This window comes from Sphingobacterium sp. SGR-19 (assembly GCF_011043555.1).
Taxonomy (GTDB): domain Bacteria; phylum Bacteroidota; class Bacteroidia; order Sphingobacteriales; family Sphingobacteriaceae; genus Sphingobacterium.
In genome coordinates this window covers 336,879-349,553 of sequence record NZ_JAAKGS010000001.1, presented here as the reverse complement: position 1 = coordinate 349,553, position 12,675 = coordinate 336,879, and the positions used below count along the sequence as shown (strand labels likewise).

Here is a 12,675-nt window from a genome sequence, read left to right as displayed (position 1 = left end):
CATAAATAATTTATTTAGATGAAGATTTCTGAAATATCAATAAAAAGACCAAGTATAATTATAGTATTGTTTATTATACTTACGCTTGGTGGAATATTCTCCTATACGCAGATGGGGTACGAACTTGTGCCTAAATTTGAGATCAATGTCATCACCGTTCAGACGGTGTATCCAGGGGCAGCACCTTCTGAGGTGGAAACGTCTGTAACGAAAGTCGTAGAGGATGCTGTTGCTTCGCTAGAAAATGTTAAGAAAATAGAGTCGAAGTCGATGGAGTCCGTCTCTGTGGTCATGATTACGTTGAACACCGGAGCTGATGTCAACTTCCTACTTACTGATGCGCAGCGTAAGATAAACGCTGTCGTCAATGAGTTTCCGGACGATGTGGAAACACCTGCATTGTCCAAATTTTCGCTGGATGATGTGCCAATCATCAACCTATCGGTGACATCAAACTTATCTGAAAAAGATCTATACGACTTGCTGGATCAGAAAATTCAACCTGTTTTTGCCCGTATCAATGGTGTAGCAAAAGTCGATATGATTGGAGGGGAAGAACGTGAAATACAGGTGAGCATCAACCCAAACAAATTGGAAGGATATGGTCTCTCTGTTTCACAAGTACAACAATCCATTGAAGCGGCCAATTTGGACTTTCCGACAGGAAATGTAAAAACGCGGAAAAACCAGACAACGCTACGCTTAGCGGGTAAATTCACGAGCATTGACGAGTTACGCGATTTACCTATTACCACGCCAAGTGGAGCAGCTGTTCGTTTGCGAGATGTTGCCGATGTACAGGATGGTATTAAAGATATCGAAAAAATATCCCGTATTGATCGGAAAAATACCATTTTAATGCAGGTGTTTAAACAGTCTGATGCTAACGCTGTTGCCGTTTCCGAATTGGTAAAAGCAGAAATTGATGTCGTCAAAGCGGATTATTCGGCAGAGGGAGTGGATATTACAATAGCCAACGATACTACAGACTATACGTTGACCGCTGCAAATAACGTTATTCATGACTTAATGATTGCGATTGCATTGGTGGCGTTTATCATGTTGTTCTTTCTCCACAGTTTGCGTGACGCGTTTATTGCCGTAGTGGCCATCCCATTATCGCTGATAGCTACCTTCATCTTTTTAAATATGTTGGGCTATACATTAAACTTGATGTCCCTTCTCGGGCTATCTTTAGTTGTAGGTATCCTTGTGGATGATGCGATTGTGGTTATCGAGAACATCCACCGCCACATGGAAATGGGAAAGAACAAGGTACGTGCTTCATACGATGGCGCGAAGGAAATTGGTTTTACAGTTTCGGCAATTACTTTGGTTATCGTGGTCGTATTCCTACCTATTGCTATGTCGTCTGGTTTGGTATCTGACATCTTGCGACAGTTCTGTGTAACGGTAATGGTTTCTACGCTGCTTTCATTCTTGGTGTCGTTTACGATTGTGCCGTGGTTATATTCGCGTATCGGGAAACTGTCGCACATTGATAAGACATCATTTTTTGGCGGTATCCTTCACGGTTTCGAAGGTGGACTCACAAAGTTGACGAACTGGATTTCGGGGATACTGAAGTGGTCGTTGAAGCGCCGGTTGAATAAAGTGATGGTGTTGCTTATTTCTATCGGTTTACTGTTCGCATCCTTTGCGCTTGTCGGTATGGGATATATTGGGTCAGACTTTTTCCCAGGAAATGACAAAGGAGAGTTTTACCTGCAAATGGAGATTAACAAAGATGCTTCGTTGGAACAAACCAACTTCTTAGTCCAAAAAGCTGAAAACTATTTAGCACAGAAATCGGAAATAGAGCGAATGATTACGACCGTAGGACAGGCTTCTGACGGGATGATGAACGCCGGTGGTACAAAATATAAAGCGGAAATTCATATTATTTTAGAAAACGGATATAATAAGATCGAATCTACCAAAGTCTATTCTGCGAAGTTGAAGCGTGAGATGGAAAATGTTTTAGTGGGTGCGAAACTCAAAACCGTTAATATGGGAATTATGGGCGCAGAACAAGCTCCATTGATGATGACGGTGGTTGGCGCTTCTCCGGAGGACGCATTAGAGACGGCACGTTCCTTTGCTGATATTCTTCGAGGTGTACCGGGTGCATCAGAAATTGAGTTGACATCGGAAGATGGCAATCCAGAGATCAGTGTAGAAGTAAATCGGGATAAAATGAATTCGTTAGGGCTGAACGTGGCGACAGTCGGAATGGCCATGCAAACGGCATTTTCCGGAAATACGGATACAAAGTTCCGGGCAGGCGATACAGAATACGATATAAATATCCGTTATGATGAGTTCGGACGTGGAAACATTGAGGACGTTCGGAATTTAAAATTCATTAATCAAGAAGGACAAGCAATTAAATTATCGCAATTTGCGGATGTTACTTTTGCATCTGGTCCGAGTCTGTTGGAACGCAGGGATAAATCACCGTCCGTATCTGTACAAGCACAAGTAGTGGGGCGTCCGGTGGGTACGGTAGCAGCTGAGTGGGAAACGGAAATTCAAAACCAACTCGATAACAATACCATGACGATGAAACCCGGTGTTTCCTATATGTGGGGAGGTAACATGGAAAATCAGGAAGAAGGGTTTGGCACCTTGGGAGTGGCACTAATTGCCGCTATTCTATTAGTGTATCTAGTCATGGTAGCACTTTACGATAGCTTTATGACGCCCTTTGTCGTCCTGTTTTCTATCCCATTGTCTTTCATCGGGGCGTTATTGGCCTTGGCGATTGCAAACCAAACCTTGAACATCTTTACCATCCTAGGTATTATTATGTTGATCGGCTTGGTGGCAAAGAATGCTATTCTATTGGTAGATTTCGCGAATCACAGGAAGGATGCGGGTGCTACTACATACGACGCGCTTGTCGCCGCAAACCATGCCCGTTTTCGTCCGATCTTAATGACCACGATTGCGATGGTGGTTGGTATGATTCCGATTGCTTTAGCAACAGGTGATGGAGCAGATATGAACCGAGGACTCGCGATTGTGATTATTGGAGGGCTCTTATCATCACTTTTCCTAACGTTGGTTGTTGTGCCAGTAGTCTATTCTATTTTCGATAGTATCAGTCGAAGATTTGGTAAAAAAGAGAAAGAAAATTATGCTGAATTGATGGTGGCTGACTATGTAGAAAACGAAGATTACGTAGATGAAATGGAAGTCAAATATTAGTTTTTAGAATCACAAACTGGAAAAAGAGGCCAACCTAAGTGTGTTGGCCTCTTTTTTTAATTAAGCACGATTTTTGTGCATTATTCTGTAGCTTATAAACCGCATTTTAAAATTGCAATGGATAAATGATTATTTGTTCAAAAAGGAGGTTATATGAATCTTGTACAAAAAATTGGCAGATGGGGTGATGCACATCACCCGCGTTGGCTTGACATCTTAAGAATCTTTCTCGGTATTGTTATTTTTGCGAAAGGAATCAGTTTCGTAAATGACCGTGATGCAGTTGCGGATCTCATCCGGCAAACGAACTTTCAGCTCTCTATCTGGTCGGCTGTTCATTACGTAGTATTCGCTCACCTTGTTGGCGGATTATTTATTATCTTTGGTTTTCAGACACGTCTTGCCGTTATCTTTCAAATACCGATACTTATTGGAGCCGTGTTTTTTGTAAATATTACGAACGGTTTCAACTTTCTCAATTCCGAGTTTTGGATTTCTTTAGTTGTTCTAATTTTGTTGTTCGTATTTTTAATCGTAGGTTCTGGGAGGTATTCGTTAGATAATTTAATGGACAAACCAGGCTATAAACGGTCTATTTAAAATAGAGACAGAGACGTAGCACAGCTACGTCTCTGTTCATCTTATCCTTTTCTATATATCGATAACTGTTTTTGTAGAAACTTTCGTGTATGGTGTATACGGGTTTTTACAGTGCCTTCGGGTAAACCAAAGTGATCGGAAAGTTCACGATATTTATACCCTTCCATATATTGTACAAAAAGTTCATAATGATCCTGTGGCAACTTCTTTAATGCGTCGCGTATGTCCTTCATCACAAACTTTCCCTCTACAGTATTGATTGTAAATGGTTCTGAACAACCTTCTTCTCTGTATCCAGCACTTTGGAAATTTTCGTATTCCGTATGTCGTTGATTACGTCTGTAATGATTGATATATACATTCTTCATAATCACATATAACCACGAAACCAATTTCGGATTGTTGAAAAAATTGTCGAGATACTTAATAGAACGCACCAGCGTTTCTTGGACAAGTTCGTTAATTTCTTCCGGATCTTTAGTAAACTTAAACGCTATATTTTTTAGAATGCTTTGGTTTTCTAATAGCGCTAGATTTAATTTTTTGCTTTCCATAGTCTTGATGTTTTTATCTAGTTTACGTTCGATGTGTTAGCATAAATGGAACAAAAACAATGCAAACTAATGTGGAAAGGACTGTGAAACAGATGCCTAATTTGAAAAATGATGAAAATACGTATAAGGTGTTATTTTCCTAAGAAGCTCAAATTATAGAGAAAAGGTTGTTTAGCGTTTTTTCCTCAAAATGAAATGGTTTAGTCGCGAAAAGTAAAACAGGTATTTTATTTTTTGCAAGCGTATAAATATCGTGAAGAACAATATCAGATATTTATCTCATATATTACCGCGTATTTACCGTGTAAAACATGGCTTTTTATTGTTTTTTTTATCTCTTTTATCTAATTCAGACTTAATCTGCTTTCGTTTTCGTTCAAGGCACCAATGCGTGTATTGTATCCATTTTAGTACTTGCCGGCTTCTGATTGTCCCTTTTTTTTATAATAGCGAAAACAAAACAAAATTTCCCAACATTTGTTATCTTGTCGATATATTGAATACCGTCCGCTTATCATAGAAATGAATCGATACGAAAACTTATTTTTAGAAATCCTACAGCAATCCAAGGGAGCCACTGCTATTTATGATACGGTGGACATACGTATCGCATTCGTTAACGACGCTATGTACGAAATCTGGGGACGAGGTGAGGAGATTATTGGACACTGTTTTGGCGATGTTTTTCCAGAATTTACGGAGCAAGGCTTCACGGAAATATTAAAAAACGTGTGGATAACAGGCGAGACTTACGAGGCAAAAGAATATCCAGCAAATGTAGCGATTAACAAGGTTACGGAACTTAAATATTTTGATTTTAGTTATCAGGCTGTTTTAGATGACGATGGGAAAACGTACGCTATAATCCACACGGCAACGGATGTGTCTTCCCGTCGTCGTGCTTTAGAAAGAGTACAAGAGCAGGATGATATCCTTGCATTTAATAATGAATTGGAGGTATTGACTAGAACATTATCACATGATCTGAAAAATCCGCTATCCATAGCCAAAATGGGAGCACAATACATGCAAACGAAAGATTCGCTTACTAAAGCCGAGAAGTATAAATGGACTACCATTATTTTAGATGCTCTTACCAGCATGGAGCAAATCATAGGACATAAAATACAATTGAATCAGGCTCGTATGCTAAAATACGACAATGAATGTGTTTCTTTAGAGAAAACTATTCGAAAAATATGTCTCGAAAGTCAGACATTGTACAACAGTACCGATTGTGTTTTTAAAATAGGGCAATTGAAATATTTATATGGAGATGAAGGGATACTATATCAGATATTTTTCAATATTATCAGTAACGCTGTAAAATACTCCTCCAAACAAAAGAAACCTATCGTAGAGATTAATAGCTCAAAAAAACAGGGGTATATTGTGTATACGGTACAAGACAACGGAATTGGCATCCCGAAAAAGGAATTGGAGTCTGTTTTTCAACAGTTTCATCGTGCTTCGAACACGGAAGGTTTTCCTGGAACAGGTATAGGGTTATGTGTAGTAAAGAAAATCATGACCCGTCTTAAAGGAAAAATAACACTTTCTAGCACGGTAGACAAGGGGACCACTGTCGAACTTGCTTTTCCAGAAATTACTCAATGTAGAGGTGATGTGGAGCGAACGGATGATTAAAATCCCGTATCGCACAATACGGGATTTTTTGTAGGTATCAATTACCAGATTTTGATACGTTCTTCTTTTGGCTTATACATCTCATCGCCCTCTTTCGTATTGAATGCATCGTGGAAGCCATCAAGATTAACAATGGGAGCAACAGCTCGGTATTGTGCAGGAGAGTGTGGGTCGGTTTTTACTTGGTTTACGACAAATTCATCCGTCGTTTTTGTTCTCCAGATAGTTGCCCACGACAAAAAGAATCGTTGTTCAGGGGTAAATCCATCAATTAAACCAGGGGTTCCGTTGTCATTCAAATACATCTTCAATGCATCAAATGCTACCGACGAACCACCGAGATCTCCAATATTTTCACCCAAGGTAAATCGTCCGTTGACAAAAACACCAGGTACAGGCTCATATGCTTCAAATTGCGCAACAAGCGCATCTGCAGCTGCGTCAAACTTCTTTTTGTCTTCCGGTGTCCACCAGTTATTTAGATTTCCATTTCCATCGTATTGCGAACCGGAGTCGTCGAATCCATGAGATAATTCGTGTCCAATAACTGCGCCGATACCTCCAAAGTTTACAGCTGCATCAGCACGATAATCATAGAATGGTGCTTGAAGAATAGCAGCGGGAAAAACAATCTCGTTGAACAGAGGGCTGTAATATGCATTTACCGTTTGCGGTGTCATACTCCATTCTGTTTTATCCACCGGTTTACCTTGTTTTGCGAGATTGTCTTCGAATGCCCAGCGATTTAGGGAATTTACGTTCTCGAAGAGGGAAGTGCCAACTTCCATTTTCGAATAGTCTTTCCATTTATCCGGATAGCCGATCTTAACATTAAATTTTGCCAATTTTTCCAGGGCTTTCTCTTTCGTTACCGCGGACATCCAGTCCAAGTCGTTGATATGTACTTCGAAAGACTTGATAAGATATTGTACTAACTCTTCACAAGCCGCTTTTGCTTCCGGCGGGAAATTTTCTTTCACATATAGTTTCCCCAATAGTTCACCAGCTGAACCGTTTACAAAATCTAGACCGCGTTTCTCCATATCGCGTTGCTCTTTCTGCCCTTTTAGTTGGCGTCCGTAAAACTCAAAAGCTAATTCGTCCAGCTCGGTAGAAAGATAATTGGTCGCATCGTTCATGACATTGAACTTCAGGTACTCCTTAATCTGCGGAAGCTTCTCGGGTGTAAAAATTTTATCAAGATTCTTGTAATAGTTGATCTCGCTAATGATCACCGTGTCTGCTGTAAAACCGATTTCTTTGATGTATTTCGCAACATCGATGTTTTTGACCATCTTTCCTAAATCTGCTACTGCAACCGGATTGTACCGTTTTTGTGCGTCACGTGACTCTTCGATGGTTTTGAGATAAGAAGCAATTTCCTTCTCAAATGCTACAATTTTAGGGCCTATAGCATCCTCATCAGCTTGATTTACTTTATTGTATAATGTAGAAGCGAAAGTAGCATATTGTTCTAGTGTTTCGGTGTTTTTCTCGTCCACTTTCTGGTAGTAGGAACGCCCTAAGCCTAAACTTCCACCGCTCAGATAAACGGCGTTAATGTCACTGTTTTTCATGTGTGCATACACATAACCACCAAAGAAAGGATTTCCACCTTCCGGACCGACTTCTACCAAGTAATTATAGAGATCGTCCATGTTCTCGATAGCATCAATTTTTTCAAGATAGGGTTTGATCGGATCTGCGCCCAATTGATTACGGTTCTCTATATCCACATAGGATTTGTATAGATCCGCAATCTTTTGTCCATCTGTACCTTTCTCAAACGTTTCGTTTAGCGACGCCTTCAGAATCTTTAATACCGCCTCGTCGGTGTTTTCACGAAGTTCATCAAAAGAACCCCAGCGTGCTTTGTCAGCAGGAATCTCTGCTGTTTTCATCCAGTTGCCATTGACATAATGGTAGAAATCATCTTGTGGACGGACGGTAGTGTCCATTTGCGATAAATCGATCGCTTGATGTTGTTCTCGCGTGCCGTTACATCCGGCTGTCATTACTAAGACAGTGGCCAGTCCAAGAAATTTTTTCATCATAAGTTGTTTTTTAATTCGGAAACCTACAGTCGAGGCAAGTTTCCCATTTTGTCATTTAGTTTTAGTATGCAAACATAATAAAACTTAAGAATATGAAAAGTAACGATTGCGTGGGAAGATTTGGATTTTTCCGTATATTGCTCTTATGATATGGGTAGTGGACGGTCACGAAATAGACATTCTTGTCAGTGCGAGACGAGAGGTAGAGGTACTCCGGTGGAATGAACATAAAAAAATCATACGAGTACCGGTAAGCATGCCCAATACCGAAGCTGTGTGGACTATACGTAATCTTCTGCAAACAAGACTTTCAAGTGCATCACTATGTACAGAAGAACGGTTGGAGGTATTTGACAGGTATTGGCCGATCAAGTTATTTGCAAGAAAAAAGGCGCCCTTTATCAATGGCGACATCATTCATTGCTATATTAAAGGAGGTCGGATGTCGTTAGCAGAAAAAACAAAGATAAGGGAAGAACTGTTACAACGACTTGTATTACATCATATTGGTCAATGGGAAGAAATATTGGGCGTGATGATTTCACATATCGCGTTCCGGAAAAATAAAAATAGGCCCTACGTCATACAACGGAGAAAAGAGCGCATTTGTTTTGATAAAGAACTGTCAAACCTGTCGTTAGAGGCTATTGCCTATTGTTCTTTTAAGGCCGTAGCCGATTACGGCGGCATAGGAAAAAGCATCAAAAGAGGATTATTAGAGAAACATTTCCCCACATGGAGCACAATAGAAAAAATTATTATATATGCATATGCAACCCACGATCACCGTTGAGATACCTATTCCGTTGTCCTTGTTCGATAAATGTCGGGAGCAACCTAGTTTCCTGCTGGATCTATTGACGAAGCAGCAAATAGCACGGATCAAAGCATTTGTTTTCGATAATCTGGAGGATAGAGATGGCGCTCCAGAAGTGGAAAACTTTGGTGTTTCTTTTTTTAAATATAGCGAAGAGGAGAGGAGCGGTTCTTTCCGTCTGTACTTCTATGTTAATCGTCGGTTTTGTTGTTCTGATGTCGAAAGCTCCAGACAAGATTACATTGACTTTAATTTCAGTTATATAAACGAGGCCCTCAAAGCATCCGCTATCTATTTCGATTGGAACTTAATGTAATCAGAAAGCCCTGAATCGTCAATGTTGGAAGGACATCCATTCTATATAATGATAATGGATCAGGATATAAGTGAACGAAAGAGGTTAATTTGAAAAAAAAATGGTATAATTTGAAACACACCTCTTTCACTCACCATTCTTTCCTACTTTTGGAAAAATTAGATTTTATGAACAGATTCCTCATCGTGACCTTTTTTTTCTTGACTATCCAAACAGCACTTGCACAAAGTTCAAAGCTTTCCGGCGTTGTTAAGGATTCCCTTTCGACGAAAGCTATTGCGTATGCCAGTGTCGTATTACTGGATGCTAGCCATAACGTTGTTGACGGCATGATAACAGATTCATTAGGTAGTTTTAATTTTTCCAATTTACAAAACGGAAAAAAATACAACTTAACCGTTAAATTTATAGGCTACAAGCAAAAGAGACTGGCTATTGAAATTGGAAACCAAAAGAAGATTGATCTTGGAAGCGTCCTCATCTCCCTTGCTGATAATAGTTTAGGGCAGGTTACAGTTATTGCCAGCGCGGCAGAACAAAAACATAGTGGTGACAGACAAACCTACCAAGCAAGTCAATATAAAAATGCCATTGGTGGAACGGCGTTGGATATCGTGAAGAACTTACCATCTGCGTCTGTAGATGCCAACGGGAATATCAATGTCCGCGGCAATACGGGGATAATCGTACTAATCAATGGAAAACCATCGTTGCTCGATCAGGCAACTATCTTAAACCAGATAGCAGCCAATGATGTTGCAGAGGTCGAATATATAACCAGTCCTACCGCTCAATTTGACCCGGATGGCAAAGGCGGTATCATTAACCTAAAGACAAAAAAATCTTTGACCAACGGATTTGCGTGGATACTCAACCTCCAAGGTGGATTACCGAGTATTGACGATTACGATAACCGCGAAAGCCAAAAGCGTTTTGGCGGCGACATTGCGTTCCAATACCGGCAAGACAAATTGGAACTGAATGGTTCAGCGAACTACTTAAGAAATGACAATGCCGGATTTCGAGATGGAGATGTCAATACTATTATCGGAGACCGGCAGACCTTCTTCCCTTCAAAAGGGGAAAGAAGCTTTAATAAATATAATTTTGGGATCAGGTTAAATGGTGCTTATGAAATATCCGACAAGCATTCCATGAATTTAGGTGTACTGGCTTCCAGAAGGTTTCAGGACAGGGTTGCCGATATCCACTACACCAATAGGACGATTAGACCATCCACAAACCAAGAAATATCCAGAACAAACTACTTTAATCCTAACCTCCAAAATAAACAAGGAGAATTTTATCTATTGGATTTTTCCTATCAATATAAAATCAACGCTACTCATTCCCTACAATTAGGTGCCATTTACGAATATGCTGACATTTATGGTTCCACTAAAAATGGAAATATCGAAAACGGAAACGACACGATACAATGGACGCATAACACGTATACCAATCCACTGAAAGGATTAAGGCTTTCATTACAACATAGCTGGACGCTAGAAAACGCAGATTTATTAACGGGATATCAATTAAGGAACGATAAACAGAAAGGTAACTTCGAATACCTCGCTTCAGAAAATGGGAGAAATAATCTTGAATTGATCCCGGAATTTACTGGAAAACTGAATGCAACCAATACAGTTCATGCTTTTTTTAGCCAATACGACCATAACTTCACGAATACACAGCTTTCGTTAGGTTTGCGTTACGAATATTATCAACGCGATTTACTTTTGCTAAATACCAATCAGGAATATCCATATGCCATTCATCAATTATATCCTACCTTTAATTTAATGCATGATCTAGGCTCTGGGTGGTCATGGAAATTAGCAGCAGCGAGGAGAGTTCAGCGAAACAATAACTTTGAGCTTAACCCTATCCCTGAACGTGAACATTCTGAAACCCTTGAACAGGGAGACCCAGAATTGTTGCCTGAATTTACCGCAAATGCAGAAACAGGAGTGGTAAAGAAATTAGACAAGGGTAGTATCTTTTTAAATGCTTACTACCAACATACCAAAAACCCGATTCAACGTGTAAATTCTGTTTATGCTGATACTATCCTTCACCGTGTTTTCACCAATGCCGATTATGCTTCCCGCTATGGAGTTGAATTAGGCGGGGAAGGCAAAGTGCTGTCTCGGTTGAAGGTAAACGGTGGATTTAATCTATATAATTATAAAGTCTCAGGTCAAGTATTGGATTATCTGGAAACGAGAACAAATCGGGATTGGGTATACTCTATCAACGCCGGTGTCCAAGTTGATTTTCGAAAAAATTGGAGCACAGGCTTGCAAATAAACTACCTATCAGAAAGACCGACGGTACAAGGTATGGACTCGAGATTTGTGACTCCTCATTTTAATCTAAGTAAGACTTTCCTAAAACAAGCAGTAACTGCTCAACTGCAGTGGCAGTTTATCGAGCTTGGTGATTGGGGGGTGAACGAACAACGGATCACAACTTTCTCCAACGATTTCTATACAACGACAAATTATATTTATGAAAAGAACGTATTTTTAGTTAACTTAAATTTTAATCTTCATAAATTAAATCAGATCTTAAAATTACCGAAAAGTGAATTTGGGGAAAAAGAGTTTTAAGATTCTTGCTTCCTAAAGTCGGTTGGCGTAATGCCGGTATACCGTTTGAAATATTTAGAAAAATTTGATTTGTCTGAAAAACCTAATTTATAAGCCACTTCTGATATAGAATTGGTTGTGTACAAGAGTAATCTCTTAGCTTCTTTAATGATGCATCCGGCCAATACTTCCGAAGCCGTTAGGTTGATATTTCTTTTACAGGCGGCATTCAAGTTCTGAGGGCTAGTGTGCAATTTCGAAGCATAATACGCCACATGGTTTACAACTCTTGGATCTTCATTTAGCAGCGCACAGAACCTAATGTAAATATCGTGCTGAACTGATCTACTTCGTCTCGAATCCGTCGTATACTCTAGAACCTTGGCCAAAATTGCTTTGAACAAACCTTCTTGACAGGCCCTGTTTTCTTCGACGGCCAATAGTTCTAATAGATTTTCAATGGTTGTAGCTTGATTAAAATATATCGTATCAAACTGACTAATCCTATCCACCAGTCTATTGATCTCAAAATCTAAGCTCTGGTCAACAAATTGATTCTTAACCAATAGAACAAGTCCTTTCACTGGGTTGGTCAATTCCCAGTGATGTACGTTATCTTTTTTGATCACCAATAAGCATGGTGTTTTTATTATTGTTTCTCTTCCATCAATATAATGTCTGCCTGTGGTGGAGGAAAGAAACACAAGTTCGAGATAACCATTGTGCTTATGAGGATCAGTGACATTTTTTGAAAGATCAAAAGTAACTACCTTTATAAGTGTTTGGTATTCCAGCTTGTCTTTTACTTGGATTTTTTTTCTATCTATCATCGTTTATAAACGATCCAAATCTAATAAAAAATTGTATACCCCCGTTTTCGTAT

Annotated in this window: 9 protein-coding genes; 6 read left to right on the top strand and 3 right to left on the bottom strand. The window is 39.6% G+C overall.

Annotation, left to right across the window (positions count from 1 at the left end):
- The first annotated feature begins 18 nt into the window (after positions 1-18).
- Positions 19-3,210: an efflux RND transporter permease subunit gene (locus G5B43_RS01585; protein WP_165292959.1), complete on the top strand. Its 3,192-nt coding sequence runs from the start codon at positions 19-21 to the stop codon at positions 3,208-3,210.
- Between the two features lie 153 nt (positions 3,211-3,363).
- A complete protein-coding gene (locus G5B43_RS01580; RefSeq protein WP_165292958.1) occupies positions 3,364-3,810 on the top strand; it encodes a DoxX family protein in 447 nt (148 codons plus the stop codon).
- A 41-nt stretch (positions 3,811-3,851) separates the two neighbouring features.
- Here G5B43_RS01580 and G5B43_RS01575 read toward each other — a convergent pair whose 3' ends face one another.
- On the bottom strand, positions 3,852-4,364 hold the full coding sequence (locus G5B43_RS01575) for an RNA polymerase sigma factor (protein ID WP_165292957.1): 513 nt from the start codon (positions 4,362-4,364) through the stop codon (positions 3,852-3,854).
- Between the two features lie 522 nt (positions 4,365-4,886).
- Between G5B43_RS01575 and G5B43_RS01570 the strand changes: the two genes are divergently transcribed.
- Positions 4,887-6,011, top strand: a complete 1,125-nt coding sequence (locus tag G5B43_RS01570; RefSeq protein ID WP_165292956.1) for a PAS domain-containing sensor histidine kinase — start codon at positions 4,887-4,889, stop codon at positions 6,009-6,011.
- 41 nt (positions 6,012-6,052) lie between these two features.
- Here G5B43_RS01570 and G5B43_RS01565 read toward each other — a convergent pair whose 3' ends face one another.
- Positions 6,053-8,065, bottom strand: coding sequence for a M13 family metallopeptidase (locus G5B43_RS01565; protein ID WP_240904687.1), 2,013 nt, complete (start codon positions 8,063-8,065; stop codon positions 6,053-6,055).
- Between the two features lie 145 nt (positions 8,066-8,210).
- On the opposite strand from G5B43_RS01565, the gene G5B43_RS01560 reads away from it, so the two are divergent.
- The 3 genes from G5B43_RS01560 (at position 8,211) to G5B43_RS01550 (ending at position 11,813) form a co-directional block, all read left to right on the top strand.
- The gene (locus G5B43_RS01560) at positions 8,211-8,858 is read left to right on the top strand and encodes a hypothetical protein (protein WP_165292955.1); all 648 of its coding nucleotides are present in this window, start codon (positions 8,211-8,213) and stop codon (positions 8,856-8,858) included.
- Positions 8,836-9,198, top strand: a complete 363-nt coding sequence (locus G5B43_RS01555) for a hypothetical protein (protein WP_165292954.1) — start codon at positions 8,836-8,838, stop codon at positions 9,196-9,198. Before G5B43_RS01560 ends, G5B43_RS01555 begins: the two co-directional genes overlap by 23 nt.
- Positions 9,199-9,365: 167 nt before the next feature.
- Positions 9,366-11,813: a TonB-dependent receptor gene (locus tag G5B43_RS01550; protein ID WP_165292953.1), complete on the top strand. Its 2,448-nt coding sequence runs from the start codon at positions 9,366-9,368 to the stop codon at positions 11,811-11,813.
- On the opposite strand, the gene G5B43_RS01545 is transcribed toward G5B43_RS01550, so the two are convergent.
- The gene (locus G5B43_RS01545) at positions 11,810-12,622 is read right to left on the bottom strand and encodes an AraC family transcriptional regulator (RefSeq protein WP_165292952.1); all 813 of its coding nucleotides are present in this window, start codon (positions 12,620-12,622) and stop codon (positions 11,810-11,812) included. The genes G5B43_RS01550 and G5B43_RS01545 overlap by 4 nt on opposite strands.
- Between the last annotated feature and the right edge of the window lie 53 nt (positions 12,623-12,675).

Excerpts from the sequence above, each read along its gene's own strand:
- G5B43_RS01550 (WP_165292953.1), top strand. The coding sequence starts at position 9,366 with ATGAACAGATTCCTCATCGTGACCTTTTTTTTCTTGACTATCCAAACA.
- G5B43_RS01575 (WP_165292957.1), bottom strand. The coding sequence starts at position 4,364 with ATGGAAAGCAAAAAATTAAATCTAGCGCTATTAGAAAACCAAAGCATT.
- G5B43_RS01545 (WP_165292952.1), bottom strand. The coding sequence starts at position 12,622 with ATGATAGATAGAAAAAAAATCCAAGTAAAAGACAAGCTGGAATACCAA.
- G5B43_RS01560 (WP_165292955.1), top strand. The coding sequence starts at position 8,211 with ATGATATGGGTAGTGGACGGTCACGAAATAGACATTCTTGTCAGTGCG.
- G5B43_RS01555 (WP_165292954.1), top strand. The coding sequence starts at position 8,836 with ATGCAACCCACGATCACCGTTGAGATACCTATTCCGTTGTCCTTGTTC.
- G5B43_RS01585 (WP_165292959.1), top strand. The coding sequence starts at position 19 with ATGAAGATTTCTGAAATATCAATAAAAAGACCAAGTATAATTATAGTA.
- G5B43_RS01580 (WP_165292958.1), top strand. The coding sequence starts at position 3,364 with ATGAATCTTGTACAAAAAATTGGCAGATGGGGTGATGCACATCACCCG.
- G5B43_RS01565 (WP_240904687.1), bottom strand. The coding sequence starts at position 8,065 with ATGATGAAAAAATTTCTTGGACTGGCCACTGTCTTAGTAATGACAGCC.
- G5B43_RS01570 (WP_165292956.1), top strand. The coding sequence starts at position 4,887 with ATGAATCGATACGAAAACTTATTTTTAGAAATCCTACAGCAATCCAAG.